The organism is Vagococcus bubulae (assembly GCF_003950315.1).
In the GTDB taxonomy this organism is placed as follows: Bacteria; Bacillota; Bacilli; order Lactobacillales; family Vagococcaceae; genus Vagococcus; species Vagococcus bubulae.
On record NZ_NGJT01000004.1, the window covers coordinates 108,270 to 125,223 of the forward strand.

Sequence of the window (16,954 nt, forward strand, 5' to 3'; positions counted from 1 at the left end):
AGTCGCTTCCCTTATTTAAAGAAAGGGAGATAAGCAATGGAGATTAGCGATATAAAAAATGAATTAAGTAAAATTGAAACAAAAATAACAAATTTTAGGGGGTCTCTTTGACTTAGAGTCTCTAGAAGAACAAATCGCTGAATGCGAGTATGAAATGGCTACACCTGGCTTTTGGGACGACAATGAATCTGCTCAGATAGTTATTGATAAAGTGAATCAATTAAAATCACAATATGATACTTTCAAAAAAACAGAAGAAGCCTATGAAGAATTAGAAATTTTATTGGAAATGGCTGAAGAAGGCGACGAAGAATCTCAAAAAGAATTAGAAGAAAAATTAGCAAAGACAACTCAAATCGTAGAAGAATACGAATTAGCACAACTACTTAATGGGGAATATGACCAAAATAATGCTGTGTTAGAACTTCATCCTGGAGCTGGTGGAACAGAGTCACAAGACTGGGGAAGCATGCTTCTTAGAATGTATACTAGATGGGCTGAATCAAAAGGATTTCAAGTTGAAACAGTTGATTATCAAGCTGGAGATGAAGCTGGGATTAAAAGTGTGACACTCTTAATCAAAGGATATAATGCCTATGGTTATTTGAAATCTGAGAAAGGCGTTCATCGCTTAGTTCGTATCTCTCCATTTGATTCTAACTCAAGACGTCATACATCCTTTTGTTCAGTCGATGTGATGCCAGAATTAACAAATGATATCAATATTGAAGTCAAACCAGATGATATTAAAGTTGACACATTTCGTGCCAGTGGAGCTGGTGGTCAGCATATTAATAAAACCGATTCAGCTGTCAGAATCACCCATATTCCAACAGGATTTGTGGTGTCTAGTCAGGCGCAACGTTCTCAATTAAAAAATAGAGAGCAAGCAATGAGTATGTTAAAAGCAAAGTTATATCAATTAGAAATTGAAAAACAAGAACAAGAAGCAGCTGCGATTAAAGGCGAGCAGTTAGAAATAGGCTGGGGTTCACAAATACGTTCTTATGTGTTTCATCCATACTCGATGGTTAAAGATCATCGAACGAATTATGAAGTGGGGAACACTCAACCAGTAATGGATGGAGAGCTAGATGGGTTTATTGATGCGTATTTAAGATGGAAATTATAATACTTTTATTTGACAGTTAACAAGTAATTGATATATATTTGTAATCAAATCCTAAAGAAGGCATGTTATACTATATTGGGATTGATTATATATTAGTCAAAATAACAAGTTGGAGAGATAAACTTATGATAGAGATGAAAAAAGTAACAAAGAAATACTCCAATGGGACAACAGCGATTCGTAACTTATCCATAACAATCAATCAAGGTGAGTTTGTTTATGTCGTTGGTCCAAGTGGGGCAGGTAAATCAACTTTCATCAAATTAATGTATCGTGAAGAAATTGCAACAAAAGGAACATTAAATGTTTGTGGATATGATTTATTGACAATTAAAAATCGTAACGTCCCTTATTTACGTCGTGAAATTGGGATTGTGTTTCAGGATTATAAATTATTACCGCAAAAAACAGTGTACGAAAACGTTGCTTACGCTATGCAGGTAATCGGAAAAAAACCGCGTGAAGTAAAACGTCGTGTTTTAGAAGTACTTGATTTAGTTGGTTTAAAACATAAGGTTCGCGTTTTTCCAGATGAACTATCTGGTGGGGAACAACAACGTGTGGCGATTGCACGTGCGATTGTTAATACACCTAAAGTACTGATTGCCGATGAGCCAACAGGTAATTTAGATCCTGAGAACTCATGGGAAATTATGGAGCTACTAGAGCGAATTAATAATCAAGGAACAACTGTTGTTATGGCAACACATAATAGTACAATTGTAAATAGAATTCGTCATCGCGTCTTAGCTATTGAAAATGGTCGTATTACAAGAGACCAAGATGAGGGGGATTATGGCTACGATGATTAGTAATTTTTTTAGACACATAGGTAGTGCATTAAAGAATCTAAAACGAAATGGTTGGATGACGTTAGCGTCAGTCAGTGCTGTAACTGTAACGTTAACACTTGTTGGAATTTTTCTAGGTGTTATTTTAAACGTTGCAAAAATTGCAGATGACATCAAAGACAATGTAGATGTTTCAGTATTTATTGATATTGGGACACCTGAGAGTGAAGTAAAAGAACTAGGTGAAAAGCTAAAAGATATTGATGGAGTAAAAGATGTTACTTTCTCTAGTAAACAAAATGAATATAAAAAATTAGTAGATAAATTAGGCGATACATGGAAACTTTTCGGTGAAGATGAGAATCCATTGTATGACGTGTATGTTTTAACAGCGGCTAATGCAGAGGATATTCCAGATATTCAAAAAGCGGCATCTGCTTTACCAAGTGTACAAAAGGCCGATTACGGTGGACGAAATTCTGATAAGTTATTTAAGATTTCTAAAGATGTGAGATTATGGGGAACGATTGCAGCTATCTTCTTACTAGGTGTGGCGGTATTCTTAATTTCTAACACCATCCGTATTACCATTATTTCGAGAAAACGCGAAATTCAAATTATGCGTCTTGTAGGAGCAAAAAATAGCTTTATTAAAGGACCATTCTTCTTAGAAGGAGCGTTTATTGGTCTTTTAGGATCAATCATTCCCGTACTACTTGTAACCTTTGCTTATCCAAGAGTGTATGTGATTTTTACGAAAAGTATGATTGCTAATGCCTCATATGATTTGATTGCACCAAGTAGTTTAATGTGGCAATTAAATACATTGTTGGTTGTTGTTGGTGTTGTCATCGGATCTATGGGTTCAGTGATGTCTATGAGACGATTCTTAAAAATATAATTTATAGGAAAGAAATAGGACAATTGTCTTATTTCTTTTTTTATACTTTTCTTTCACAGATGATACACCAGGTATGTTATAATTGAGAACAGAGAATATGAAGAAGGAGTGATGTAAATGACTGAAAACCAGATTGATAGTTTGCAATTAGTTGTCATTACTGGAATGAGTGGTGCTGGTAAGACGGTTGCAGTACAAAGTTTTGAAGACATGGGCTATTTTTGTATTGATAATTTGCCACCGACACTAATCCCTAAATTTTGGGAATTAATTAAAGAGTCAGGTAAAATCACTAAAATTGCGTTAGTTATTGACTTACGATCACGCGCATTTTTTGAAGAAATTCAAAGTATGTTAATTGAAATAGAAAATACAAAATTAGTGGATACAACCGTGATGTTTTTAGATGCCTCAGATCAAGAATTAGTGTCTCGTTATAAAGAAACAAGACGAGCGCATCCACTTGCAATGGATGGACTAGTCACAGAGGGAATCAAGAAAGAAAGAGCTTTACTTGAAGAATTAAAAGGAGAAGCACAGTTAGTGATTGATACAACAGAACTAGCTCCTAGAGAATTAAGAGAACAGATTATGAAAAACTTCAAGAAACACGATACAAATACGTTTCGTGTTGAGATGGTTTCATTTGGATTTAAGTATGGCTTGCCAATTGATGCAGATATTGTAATGGATGTCAGGTTTTTGCCTAATCCTCATTATGTGGATGAGCTGCGTCCATTAACCGGTAAAGATAAACCGGTGTATGATTATGTGATGAATTCTCAGATGACAGAGTCTTTCTATCAAAAATATGAAGAATTAATTTTGGATATTTTACCAGGTTATATAAAAGAAGGAAAAATGAGTTTAACGATCGCGATTGGTTGTACTGGAGGACAACATCGTTCGGTGGCTTTAACTGAGAGATTAGGTAAGAAAATCTCTGCAGACTATAAAACCAATATTACCCACAGAGATATGATGAAACGTAAGGAATCAGTTAATCGTTCATGAAAACGTATCGTATAAGAAAGCCTAAAATTGTAGTGATTGGTGGCGGGACTGGTTTGCCCGTCATCTTACATGGGCTTAGAGATCAAAGTGCTGATATTACAGCGATTGTAACAGTAGCTGATGATGGTGGAAGTAGTGGGCTTCTTCGTCAAAGCATTAATATGAGTCCTCCAGGTGATTTGAGAAACGTCTTAGTAGCATTATCTGATATGCCACAGATGTATGAAGATATTTTTCAATACCGTTTTAAAAAAGAAGATAATTTTTTAGCTAATCACACCATTGGAAATTTAATCATTGCGGCGATGTCTGAGATGAAAAATAGTACTTATGAAGCGATACAATTGTTAAGTAAATTTATGCATGTAGATGGACATATTTACCCAGCAAGCGAGCAATCCATGACATTGCACGCTAAATTTTCTGATGGAACAGATGCAACAGGAGAAAGCACCATCGCAAAAGAACGAAAGAAAATTGATTATGTCTATGTGACCAATACAGCAGATGGCACGCCTGTTAAACCTGCTAGAAAAGTTATTTCAAGTATTCGTGATGCAAATATGATCGTTCTTGGACCAGGTAGTTTGTTTACTAGTATTTTACCTAATTTGATGATTAAAGATTTAGGTGAAGCTGTATGTAAATCAGAGGCAGAAGTAGTGTATATTTGTAATATTATGACGCAAAAAGGCGAGACAGAACATTTTTCTGATGCGGATCATGTCCGTGTATTACATCATCATTTAGGTAAACAATTTATTGATACCGTATTGGTGAATACAGAGCCGATACCTGATAACTACATTGATCCAACCATCTATGATGAGTATTTATTACAAGTTAAGCATGATTTTCAAGGGTTGCGTGATGAAGGGTGTCGTGTGATATCGACTGACTTTTTAGAGTTAAAAGATGGAGGAGTTTTCCATGATCGCACAAAAGTAGTGGAAGAACTATTCCGTTTGGTTTTTGGAGCAAAATATTAAAAGAATGGGGTGCTTAGTGTGTCTTTTGCATCGGATGTTAAAAAAGAACTGACTACTTTGGAAGTTCATAAAGAACATGCAAAGGCTGAATTGGCAGCTTTAATTCGAATGAATGGTTCTGTAACGTTAGCTAATAGACAATTTGTATTAAATGTTCAAACGGAAAATGCTGCAATAGCTAGACGAATATATACATTGTTAAAAGATCACTATGAAGTAAATAGTGAGTTGTTAGTGCGACGAAAAATGAAATTAAAAAAAAATAATGTTTATATCGTTCGTTTGAAACAAGGAACAAAAGAAATCTTAAATGATTTAGAAATTATGGATGGCGTGATGTTTAACACGCATGTTTCAGATAGTATTATGGGGAATGAACAAAAAATGCGTTCTTATTTACGAGGGGCATTTTTAGCAGGTGGCTCAGTTAATAATCCTGAGACAAGTCGTTATCACTTAGAAATTTATTCGATGTATGAAGAACAATGCATTGATTTATGTGAGATGCTGAAATTTTATGGTTTAAATGGACGAGTGGTTGAAAGACGTACAGGTTTTATTACTTATCTAAAAGGTGCAGAAGAAATTGCCGATTTTTTAGTGTTAGTTGGGGCGACAAACGCTATGTTAAAATTTGAAGATGTTCGAATTGTGCGAGATTTACGAAATTCGGTTAACCGACTAATGAATTGTGAAAATGCCAATATGAATAAAACCGCAGATGCTGCAAAACGTCAAATTGAGAACATTCGATTAATCAAAGAAACGGTCGGTTTAGAACAATTACCCGAAAAATTAAGAGAAGTCGCAGAAATACGTTTGGAAAACCCAGAAATTAGTTTAAAAGAGCTAGGGGAGATGATTCCGTCTGGTCCAATAACCAAATCAGGTATTAATCATCGCATCCGAAAAATCAATGAATTTGCTAATAATTTAGTTCAAACAAAGTAAAAGAGGATTGACCAGTGACCTTATCTGTTAAAAAGTGTTGTTTGTTTAGCGGATAAGGGTTTTTTATGTTTTTTTCTTCTCAATATCTTGATATAAATATGGTATAATGTGAAAGTGATTGTACTAAGATAGTCAAGTTAAAGGAGGGAAAACATGGAAATTGAAAAAACCAATCGAATGAATGCTTTGTTTGAATTTTATTCAACTCTTTTAACGGAAAAACAAATGAATTATATTGAACTTTATTATGCAGATGATTTTTCTTTAGGTGAAATAGCTGAAGAATATGATGTGAGTCGTCAAGCAGTGTATGATAATATTAAACGCACAGAAAAATTACTAGAAACCTATGAAAAGAAATTACATTTGTATTCTAATTATGTGGTACGTCAAGAGATGATTGATGAAATCAAATCATTATTAAAAGCATCATACCCAGAAACAGATATGATTAATGAGTTACTAGATAAAATTCAAGAAATAGAAGAAGAGTAGGAGTTTAAAAATATGGCTTTTGAAAGTTTAACAGATCGCTTACAGGTAGCGATGAGTAAATTAAAGAAAAAAGGGACGGTAAAAGAAGAAGACGTAAAAGACATGATGCGCGAGATTCGTCTTGCGTTACTTGAAGCCGATGTTAACTTACAAGTTGTTCGTGGCTTTGTCAAAAGTGTAGGCGAACGTGCAGTCGGAGTTGAAATTCTTGAGTCTTTAAATCCAACCCAACAAATTGTTAAAGTAGTAGATGAAGAATTAACGAAAGTATTAGGTTCTGAAGCTGTTGGATTAAATAAATCACCAAAAATTCCAACTATTGTGATGATGGTTGGTCTACAAGGTGCTGGTAAAACAACGTTCACAGGAAAGATTTCAAACTTTTTAAAACAAAATGAAAATGCTAGACCTTTACTGATTGCAGCTGACGTGTATCGTCCTGCTGCGGTCGATCAATTAAAAGTCATTGGCCAACAACTAGATATCCCAGTTTTTGATATGGGAACAGATGTTGATCCAGTTGAAATTGTTCGCCAAGGGTTAGAACAAGCTAAAGAAAATAAAAATGACTATGTATTTATTGATACGGCAGGTCGTTTGCATATTGATGAAAACCTAATGGATGAGTTGAAACGTATTAAAGACTTTGCTCAACCTAATGATATTTTACTAACTGTTGATGCGATGACTGGTCAAGATGCGGTGACGGTAGCTCAAAGTTTTGATGAACAATTAGACGTAACAGGGGTTGTGTTAACAAAACTTGATGGGGACACTCGTGGTGGTGCGGCACTATCAATTCGTGCGATTACTGGTAAACCAATCAAATTCATTGGTACCGGTGAAAAATTAACTGATATCGAAGTATTCCACCCAGATAGAATGTCTAGTCGTATTTTAGGTATGGGGGATATGTTAACCTTAATTGAGAAAGCTCAAAAAGAATACGATGAAGAAAAAGCAGAAGAATTAGCGCAAAAAATGCGTGAAAATAATTTTGACTTTAATGATTTTATTGAACAATTAGACCAAGTAATGGGAATGGGTCCATTGGAAGATTTGATTAAAATGATTCCAGGGATGAACAATGTCCCAGGACTAGATCAATTACAAGTTGATCCAAAAGATGTGGCACGTAAAAAAGCCATTGTTTTCTCAATGACGCCAGAAGAACGTGAAAACCCAGAATTATTAAATCCTAGCCGTAGAAGACGTATTGCAGCAGGTTCGGGTAATTCAGTCGTTGAAGTTAACCGTATGATTAAACAATTTAACGAATCACGTAAAATGATGCAACAAATGACTAAAGGAAATATGCCAGCTGGATTAGAAAATATGATGGGTGGCGGTGTTCAAGGTAAGCTTGGTAAAATGGCCATGAACAAAATGATTAAGAAAAACAAAAAGAAAATGAAAAATAAAAATAAGAAGAAAAAGAAAAAATAGAAGGAGGCCATGAGCCTTCTTTTTTTATAAAAACAATGTTGTGTTTTTTAAGTTATTGTTATCACTTAAATCGTTTAATTAACATAATTTAATCTTATTTTATAGTAAAATCGACACCAACTAGTTAGACTTTATGTATCTTATTAAATAAAAGGAGTGTTGACGGATGAAAGATGCCACTTTTTGGGCAAATGAGATTAAACAAAAACACATATCAGTGGAAGAATTGTTAAATGAAACATATAGTAAGGTTATCAAACACAGTGAATTAAACTGTTTTGTTGGATTTGATGAAGAAAGCTATCACCAACTATTACAGTCTTTAAAAACTTCTAATCAAGAAAGTCCATTTTATGGGGTGCCTTTTCCATTAAAAAATATTGGTCAACAAAAAAAAGGTTGGATTAATACTGCTGGAGCGAAATTGATGACGGGTAATCAATCATTATTAACTGATAATTACGTGAAACAAATAGAAGCAGCTGGATTTATTCCGTTTGGTAAAACCAATGCACCTGAATTTGGATTTAAAAATGTGACGGATCCTTTACTCTATGGCGCAACAAAAAATGCGTGGAATGAAGATTATCATGCAGGGGGTAGTAGTGGTGGTGCTGCTTCAGCGATCGCTTCAGGTATTGTCCCATTAGCTGGAGCAAGTGACGGTGGTGGCTCTATTAGAATTCCAGCGAGTTTTTCTGGATTATTGGGATTAAAACCAAGTCGAGGAAATATTGTGACAGGGCCTGATGAGTGGCGAGCTTGGCAAGGCGCTTCTGTTAATTTTGTGTTGGGTGTTTCAGTAAGAGATGCAAGAGCGATGTTAGATATATTAAAACCGACACAACAAATCTCACCATTTTTAATCCCACAGACTTTTTATCAACAGAAAAAAACATTGAAAATAGCTGTTTGCAATGACTCGCCAGTTGGAAACAATGTCTCACATGCAGCAAAACAAGCAGTGGAGAAAGCTATTAAGTTTTTAGTGAGCGAAGGACACGATGTTGTTGAAATTCCCTACCCGATTAATGGAGACGAATTAATTCGAAGCTATTATACAATGAATGGTGGAGAAACATCTGCTATGATGGATTCGTTTAAAGCGCATTTGAAGCGAGATCTATCGATCAATGATATGGAGCTGATGACGTGGACGTTGTATCAATATGGTGAAACATTATCAGCTTCAGACTATGTTCAAAGTTTTTATGCATGGGATAAAGCCACTCAAGTTATGGAAGAATTATTTGAGGAGTATGATTTGTTTTTATCACCATCAGCTACCACAACAGCTCCGAAAATAATGGAGGATTTGCAAAGCAATCAAATTCGCCAATCAATGAGGATGGCACATGAATTGACTAAAAAAGAATTAGCAGAGCTAGTTTATGCAATGTTTGAAAAAAGCTTACATATAACACCTTACACTCAGTTAGCTAATTTAACAGGTCAACCTGCGATTAATTTACCAATCTATGTGGCAGAAAATGGACTACCAATAGGGGTGCAATTTATGGCAGCCAAAGGAAATGACACCCTTCTTCTTGATGTGGCAAAATTATTTGAATCTCATCAACAATTTATTTTACCAACGTACTATCATCAGTAAAAAAACATGACTAAGAGATAGCTAAATCTCATTAGTCATGTTGATTTTTTTGTAAGGTTTTATTTCTAAAGAAGAACCTTCATATAATTGATGCCGTTTTTCATCGGCACTAATATTCAGAGCAATCCCAACCAATATGGACAAGGTCATTAAGTTAGACCCACCATAACTCATGAAAGGAAACGGGACACCAGTCATTGGCATAATACTTAAAATACCACCAAGGTTGACAAACAGTTGAAGTAAAATTGCTGTGCTAATTCCAATACAAGCCAAAGAGTTAAAGGCATTAGTTGAACGAATCCCAATTGATAAAATTCTTAAAATTAGATAGAAAAGAATCATCAAAATGATAATACTGGCAATTAACCCAAGTTCTTCCATGGTGATAGAGAAAATGAAGTCCGTTTCAGCAACTGGTAAAAAGCCTTTTTTCTGAATGCTTTTCCCTAAGCCTTTTCCAAACCAGCCACCATTATAAATCGCAAAATACGAGTTAACTAATTGAAACCCATTGTTTAACTTATCTTCAAATGGGTTACTCATTACAGAAAAACGTTTATACACATGAGAAAAACGTTCAGGTATCAGCATTCCACCGTTAAACATGACAATTTGCCAGACTAGCCCAATAAACACGACAAGTCCACCAAAACTGAGAAAAGTGTATCCAGCTGGAATCCCACTTGAGAGAACCAATACAGCAAATAAGAAGAAAATAATCGCTGCTCCACCAACGTTTGGTTGGATTAACACTAATAAAATCATCCCACCAATAATGGCAGTTGGCACCATGACCGACTTGAAAAAGTCTTGATTAATGGTTTCTTGTCGCCTTGAAAAAATAAACGCACAGTAGAGAATGGTTGAAATCATAACAAACTCTGACGGTTGAAAACTAAAGCTCCCAATAGAAATCCATCTCTGTGCCCCACTTATTGTTTTTCCAAGACCTAAAACACTGGTCGCAACGAGTAAAATGTATGTGATACCAAGCATGATTTTTTGAAAGACACCAGTTTGATAAACGGTTAACTTTGTTTTATAAATAATGGCAATCAAGATTAACGAAATAACAAAAAAGATACCTTGTTTGGTTGCAATAGAAAAAATACTTTTTCCTTGTTGGTTGAGTTTATAAGAGCTAGCGCTAAAAATCATGATGATACCAATGATATTTAGTACAATATATGGAATCAAAATTTTAAAATCAATAAATTGTAATTTTTTTCTCATGGAGTAATCCCCTTTATTACGAATACATTTTTATACATACTAGACTAGTATAACAAAAAATAACGCTAAAAAAAGATGATTTAACAAAAAATAATAATTTTATAAGGAATAGGAAGAGCTTAAAGTATCCCTATCTGAACTATTAGATTAATGGTATTATAATGGAGTTGATAGCTAAGGAGAGTGTGTCATGAAAAAAAAGGTTGAAATGAATTCTTTCACAGCGATTGCCATTTTATCGATTTCATTTATTTTGACAAGTGGGGTGTCGATAAATGGCACGTTACCATTTATAAAAAAATCGCTGGAATTAACGCAAATCAAAGCAGAGTTACTTAGTACCGTTCCAAGTATTACGGTGATAATCTTTATATTATTATCTTCCAGTATCTCTAAAAAAATAGGAATGAAAAAAACAGTGGTTATTGGATTATTGCTCGTTTGTTTTGGGGGAGTATTACCAAAGTTTACCCCAAATAGTTATCTGATGATATTTATTGGTAGGTTGTTATTAGGTGCAGGATTTGGTATGTATAATGCGTTATCTGTCAGTTTTATAAATGGATTATATAGTGGAAGAAAACGTTCTGAATTGTTGGGGATTAGAAACGCGGTCGAAGGGCTTGGTCAAATGGTTTTAACGTTTGTTGCAGGATTACTTATTACCCCAAATTGGACCAATGCCTATCTCATCTATTTCTTAAGTTTACCCATCGCGTTATTTTTCTACCGCTATGTTCCAGAAGTTGCGACACAGACAGATAGAAAAAAAGCTCCCTTTTCATTAAGCAAGCCACTTGTTTTGACTGCTATTTTTGCTTCAAGTTTGGTGATGAATTCAATTGCAGTGGCTGTTAGATTTCCGTCATTAGCGATTGAGTTAAAAGGAGAAACGATTAATACTAGTCTGTTTTTATCTATTATGCCAGTTTTGGGCATTATTGCAGGATTTCTTTTTGAAAAAGTCATTCGATTATTTCGTTTTAAAGTCATCTATGTGGCATTAGGTATTAATATTCTATTTAACTTATTTGTTTATTTATCTGATTATTCTTTTAGTTTACTACTTATTGGGTTATTTATATCAAGTGTTCCAGTGGCATGGATATTACCTTATATTTTTAACCATATCGAACAAATTGCTAAAGGCGTAGATATTAATCAGTCAACATCGGTTATTTTTATTGGTTGTAATCTAGGTGTCTTGTTATCTCCGGTTATTATGAGTCTATTAAATGGATTATTTCATACAACAGATTTAAAATTCCCTTTTCTATGTTTTGTGGTATTTTATCTAATGGTATTATTAGTGATTCGAACAAATCATCATAAGATTGAGAAATTCATGAATTAAAAATGAGAATTTATTCGCCTTAGCGTTTTATGATAAAAATAAGTCTATAATGGTTTTAGAAAATGATGAGGTGAAGAGATGAAAAGAGTACTCGTTTTACACACAGGCGGAACGATTTCTATGACACAAGAAGATGGTGTAGGGGTTAGCTTATCCAATAAACATCCACTAGGCGATAAGTTTTTACCATTACCAAAAGACATAGAATTAGTGGTTGAAGAGGTGTTTAATCTACCCTCGCCACACATTACTCCTAAAGAGATGTTATTATTAAAAGAGCGTATCGTAAAAGCGCAAGCAGAAAATTTTGTGGGTGTTGTGATAACTCATGGTACAGATACGTTAGAAGAAACAGCCTATTTTTTAGAATTGACATTAAAAAATAATTTAGCCATGGTGTTAACAGGAGCGATGAGAAGTAGTAATGAAATAGGATCAGATGGATTGTATAACTTTAGACAAGCAATTATTACAGCTGCTCATGAATCAGCTCGCGATAAAGGTGTGTTGGTTGTCATGAATGATGAAATACATGAGGCGCGATTTGTTACAAAAACCCATACAACAAGTGTCGATACCTTCCGTGCCCCAACGTTTGGTCCAATTGGCATTTTATCCAAAAACAAACCTATTTTTTTAAAGGATGTTATCGAAGAAGAAGTTTACCCAATTACAACAGTGGAAGGAACCATTCCTATTATCAAAGCTTATGCAGGTATGGATGGAACATTGTTTGATTTATTAACAGAAAGAAATGTTGATGGGATTGTCATAGAAGCTCTTGGTGCAGGAAATTTACCACCTGCTGTGTTACCTAGTTTGGAAAAAGTCCTGCAAAAAAATATTCCTGTAGCACTTGTTTCAAGATGTGCGAATGGTATAGCAGAGGATATATATAGCTACGTAGGTGGTGGGGTAGAGTTAAAAAGTATGGGTGTGATGTTTGTTAGAGGCATTACCGGACCTAAAGCACGATTGCGTTTATTAGTGGCTTTAAATGCAAACTTAGATTCAACTTCTTTTAGACACTATATGACAGAGATTTAATAACTAACAAATACTGGTTTATTCATTGTTAGCTATTTATCTTTTTTAACAGTGTTTCTAATACGTTTTTGAGTAGAGAAATCTACTCTTTTTTTATACAGTTGTTTATTGTGTTACTATAAAAAAATACCCTCATATCGCTAGATGTTTATTCTAACGATATGAGGGTATTGCAAAAACTTTTTGACATGTTTTTATTTTTTCGCTTTTTTATTGTCACTTGGTGCTGCTGCTTCACCAATAAGCATGACAATAGCACAAGCAATTAAAGATACAATCACAGTTCCAGTGAAGTTATAATCAGTGACTCCGTGAAGTGCTCCACCAATATAACTAACCACTTGTCCTAATAAAATTGCCCAGATAAAAACAACAATTCTTCCCATGTTTAATGCACCTCTTTTCAAGAATTAGTTTACCAATCTTTACTTTAAAAGTAAAGGATTCATAGAGTAGTTTATGAAGAGAGAAAGGATTATTATGGTATACTAAAAAGAGAAGATTAATGGAGGGGTTTCATGAGTTTGGGACAGTTACAAGTTAGATCAGAGTATTCATTATTATCAAGTACTAATCGTATTGAAGAGCTTGTTCATGAAGCTAAAAATCGTGGTTACACAAGTTTAGCAATAACAGATATTGATACCCTTCATGGTGTCGTCATATTTTATCAAGAATGTTTAAAACAACACATCAAACCTATTATTGGAATGACGTTAACTTATAGAACAACAGAACAAATTGAAGCAGAGATCTTACTTCTAGCCAAAAATTTGTCTGGATATCATCATCTAATGAAACTTGCAACAAAAAAATCAATGACTGAAAGGCAAGAATCTTTTTCGTTAGGGGATGTATCTCATGATTTAAATGACTTGATTGCCATCCTACCTTGGCAAAAGAATGAGTTATATCAATTGCAACGAGCGACAAGCAGTGAGCAAATGGAGAAAAGAACAATAGAATTACTAGACATATTAAAGCACTGTGATGTTTATGGTGGTATAAATGTTTCGCGAGCGAAAGAGGAAGAACTAGATTTTTGGGGTTATTATTATAAAAAATATAACCTGCCGCCAGTTGCCTTACAAGATGTTCGGTATTTAAATCCTAGTGATGATTTCTCTGTTACAGTGTTAGAACACATTGACAGTGGAGAGCTGATAACGCTTGATTTTGAACAATTATCTGGTGATTATTATTTACCTCAAGCAGCAGATTTTACTAAATGGTATCATGAAAAAAATTTAGATGAGGCTTTGTCAAATATTGAAACGATTGTGTCATCCATTGATTTACAAATCCCACTACAACAAAAATTATTGCCAAGTTTTCCAGTTCCAGATAATGAAAAGGCTGATACCTATCTGCGTAGATTATGTCAAGAGGGGTTATCATTTCGCTTAAATGGTCAAGTGAATGAAACGTATCAAGCACGTTTGGATATGGAGTTAGACGTCATTCATGAGATGGGCTACGATGATTATTTTTTAATCGTGTGGGATGTGATGAAATACGCTAGAGATCATCATATCGTGACTGCCTGCCGTGGTTCTGCTGCAGGATCTCTTGTGTCTTACGTATTACAAATAACAAATGTTGATCCGATTCAGTATCAGTTACTGTTTGAACGATTTTTAAACAAAGAACGTTACACCATGCCTGATATTGATATGGATATACCTGATAACAGACGGGAAGAATTACTTCAATATGTTAACCATAAATACGGTGAAAATCGTGTTGCACAAATTGCAACGTTTGGTACCTTAGCAGCGAAAATGGCTGTCAGAGATGTTAGTCGAGTCTTTGGTTTGTCGCAAAACGAAGCGAATAAATGGGCAAATGCCATTCCAAAAGATTTAAAAATTACCTTAAGTGAAGCGTATGATAAATCAAAGACGTTACGCGAGTTAGTGGGACATTCCTATAAGAATAAATTGTTATTTGATACAGCAAAAAGAATTGAGGGTCTACCTAGACACGTATCAACTCATGCTGCTGGTGTTGTGATTAGTGATCAAGATTTGACAAACTTAATTCCATTACAAGAAGGGAATAATGGAATTCCTTTAACGCAATTTGCTATGGGAGAAGTAGAAGAAATTGGTTTATTAAAAATGGATTTTCTAGGATTGAGAAATTTATCCATTATTGGAAACGCCTTGTCATCTATCGAATACCAGACAGGCAAGCACTTTTCTTTAGAAGATATTCCTTTAGATGATGACAAAACGTTGGATCTATTTAGACAAGGAAATACCGTTGGCGTGTTTCAATTTGAATCAAAAGGAATTAAGAATGTACTACGTAAATTAGGTCCGACATCTATTGAAGATATTGCTTCAGTGAATGCCCTCTATCGTCCTGGACCAATGGAAAACATTGATACGTTTGTTAAGAGAAAAAAAGGTATTGAAGCAATTCATTACCCACATGATAGCTTGAAAGACATATTAGGCTATACATATGGTGTGATTGTTTACCAAGAGCAGGTTATGCAAGTTGCTTCAAAGATGGCAGGATTTAGTTTGGGAGAAGCAGACATTCTACGCCGAGCGATTAGTAAAAAGAGCAAAGAAGTACTTGATACCGAGCGCGAGCATTTTGTCAGTGGGGCATTGGGTCAAGGCTATACAAAAGAAGTTGCGATGCAAGTATATGATTACATTGAACGTTTTGCTAATTATGGGTTTAATCGGTCTCATGCAGTAGTCTATTCAGTGATTGCTTATCAAATGGCTTATCTAAAAGTCCATTATCCGACTGCTTTTTTTCAAGCAATCTTGCATTCGGTGAAAAATAATCCTGCAAAAATGAATGCATACATCGTAGAAGCAAAAGAAGCAGGTTTGACCATTATCCCACCTGACATTAATAAAAGTGAGTATAGTTTTACTTTTTATAAAGGATCCATTATTTATGGATTTTCTTCAGTCAAAGGAATTCGTAAAGATTTCATTCAACATATGTTGATGGTTCGAAAAGAAGGAGGACCATTTAAATCACTAGAAAATTTTTTAATTCGTTTAAGTGGAAAATGGTTAAAGAAAGCGAATATTTTACCATTAATTTATATAGGTGCATTTGACAGATTACATCAAAATCGAAAACAATTAATTATCGACTTAGATAGTATGATACAAAATATTGAATATAGTGGTGGTAGCGTAGATTTATTAGATATGTTAACCTTGAAGAAAGAAACGTGTGAAGACTTTACAATTGAAGAAAAATTAGAACAAGAAGTTGACTATTTAGGAACCTATGTGTCTGCTCATCCGGTTGATTTTTATACAAGTAAATTGGTTAATCTTCCTATTGTAAAAGCCAAAGATTTGGTGGCAAATCAAGAAGTGACAGTATTACTTTATTCATCTAATATTAAAAAGATACGTACAAAAAAAGGTGAATCCATGGCATTTATAGAAGGAACCGATCAAACTGGAAAACTATCTGTTACGTTATTTCCAACTGTTTATCGAAGTGTACAATCTATCCTTAGTGAACATGAGGTCTATGTTGTTCGTGGTAAAGTGGAGAAAAGTAAGTACAATCAAGAAATGCAAATCATAGCCAATACAGTTGAGTTAGCTAAGGATATGAAAGATATTATGAAATGTTTCATAAATATAACAGCTGAAAATGACAAAAATCAATTGTTAGCGGATTTACAAAGTACGTTATTATCGCACCATGGTGAAAATCCTGTTATTCTAGTATTTCGTCATAAAGGTCAAAATACCTTGTTAAATCAATCCTACTGGGTAGAGAAAACACCAAGTTTAATAAAAGAAGTTAGTTCTTTATTAGGTGAAGGAATGATCATATTCAAGTAATCTGTTTCTTAAAAAAACATTAGAAGAAAAAATGTATTTTCAATTTTTTTTCAATTTTTATAGGATAGGCAAAGACATTTCAAGAAAATAATGGTAGAATAGTCTTTGGATTTAAGTATTTTTTACATAATAAAAAATACAAAAGTA

At 34.3% G+C, this 16,954-nt stretch carries 14 protein-coding genes; 12 read left to right on the forward strand and 2 right to left on the reverse strand.

Annotated features, from left to right (window positions below; genetic code table 11):
* The first annotated feature begins 36 nt into the window (after positions 1-36).
* From prfB to CBF36_RS03660, 9 genes are all read left to right on the forward strand, one after another.
* Positions 37-1,132 (forward strand): peptide chain release factor 2 gene (gene prfB / locus CBF36_RS03620; protein ID WP_125956711.1). Its coding sequence is split into 2 segments (ribosomal slippage): positions 37-108 and positions 110-1,132, totalling 1,095 coding nucleotides; the frame shifts between segments, so codons are not numbered across the junction.
* A gap of 125 nt (positions 1,133-1,257) precedes the next feature.
* Positions 1,258-1,944: a cell division ATP-binding protein FtsE gene (gene ftsE / locus CBF36_RS03625; RefSeq protein ID WP_125956712.1), complete on the forward strand. Its 687-nt coding sequence runs from the start codon at positions 1,258-1,260 to the stop codon at positions 1,942-1,944.
* Entirely contained in the window at positions 1,937-2,824 is an 888-nt protein-coding gene (ftsX, locus tag CBF36_RS03630; protein ID WP_125956791.1) for a permease-like cell division protein FtsX, read from the forward strand. The genes ftsE and ftsX overlap by 8 nt, the downstream gene beginning before the upstream one ends.
* A gap of 117 nt (positions 2,825-2,941) precedes the next feature.
* Entirely contained in the window at positions 2,942-3,838 is an 897-nt protein-coding gene (gene rapZ / locus CBF36_RS03635; protein ID WP_125956714.1) for an RNase adapter RapZ, read from the forward strand.
* A complete protein-coding gene (locus CBF36_RS03640) occupies positions 3,835-4,827 on the forward strand; it encodes a gluconeogenesis factor YvcK family protein (protein ID WP_125956716.1) in 993 nt (330 codons plus the stop codon). Before rapZ ends, CBF36_RS03640 begins: the two co-directional genes overlap by 4 nt.
* A gap of 18 nt (positions 4,828-4,845) precedes the next feature.
* Entirely contained in the window at positions 4,846-5,778 is a 933-nt protein-coding gene (gene whiA, locus CBF36_RS03645) for a DNA-binding protein WhiA (RefSeq protein WP_125956717.1), read from the forward strand.
* 153 nt (positions 5,779-5,931) lie between these two features.
* Complete coding sequence (locus CBF36_RS03650; RefSeq protein WP_125956719.1) at positions 5,932-6,273, forward strand: putative DNA-binding protein; 342 nt, start codon at positions 5,932-5,934, stop codon at positions 6,271-6,273.
* 12 nt (positions 6,274-6,285) lie between these two features.
* Positions 6,286-7,719, forward strand: a complete 1,434-nt coding sequence (ffh, locus tag CBF36_RS03655) for a signal recognition particle protein (RefSeq protein WP_125956721.1) — start codon at positions 6,286-6,288, stop codon at positions 7,717-7,719.
* A 166-nt stretch (positions 7,720-7,885) separates the two neighbouring features.
* The gene (locus tag CBF36_RS03660; protein ID WP_125956722.1) at positions 7,886-9,331 is read left to right on the forward strand and encodes an amidase family protein; all 1,446 of its coding nucleotides are present in this window, start codon (positions 7,886-7,888) and stop codon (positions 9,329-9,331) included.
* A gap of 21 nt (positions 9,332-9,352) precedes the next feature.
* Here CBF36_RS03660 and CBF36_RS03665 read toward each other — a convergent pair whose 3' ends face one another.
* Positions 9,353-10,567, reverse strand: a complete 1,215-nt coding sequence (locus tag CBF36_RS03665) for an FtsW/RodA/SpoVE family cell cycle protein (protein ID WP_125956724.1) — start codon at positions 10,565-10,567, stop codon at positions 9,353-9,355.
* 190 nt (positions 10,568-10,757) lie between these two features.
* On the opposite strand from CBF36_RS03665, the gene CBF36_RS03670 reads away from it, so the two are divergent.
* A complete protein-coding gene (locus CBF36_RS03670; RefSeq protein WP_125956726.1) occupies positions 10,758-11,921 on the forward strand; it encodes an MFS transporter in 1,164 nt (387 codons plus the stop codon).
* A gap of 78 nt (positions 11,922-11,999) precedes the next feature.
* On the forward strand, positions 12,000-12,968 hold the full coding sequence (locus tag CBF36_RS03675; RefSeq protein WP_125956728.1) for an asparaginase: 969 nt from the start codon (positions 12,000-12,002) through the stop codon (positions 12,966-12,968).
* 194 nt (positions 12,969-13,162) lie between these two features.
* On the opposite strand, the gene CBF36_RS03680 is transcribed toward CBF36_RS03675, so the two are convergent.
* Positions 13,163-13,354: a YjzD family protein gene (locus tag CBF36_RS03680; protein ID WP_125956730.1), complete on the reverse strand. Its 192-nt coding sequence runs from the start codon at positions 13,352-13,354 to the stop codon at positions 13,163-13,165.
* A 132-nt stretch (positions 13,355-13,486) separates the two neighbouring features.
* Here CBF36_RS03680 and dnaE point away from each other — a divergent pair, with 132 nt between their 5' ends.
* Complete coding sequence (dnaE, locus tag CBF36_RS03685) at positions 13,487-16,807, forward strand: DNA polymerase III subunit alpha (protein ID WP_125956731.1); 3,321 nt, start codon at positions 13,487-13,489, stop codon at positions 16,805-16,807.
* Positions 16,808-16,954: the final 147 nt, after the last annotated feature.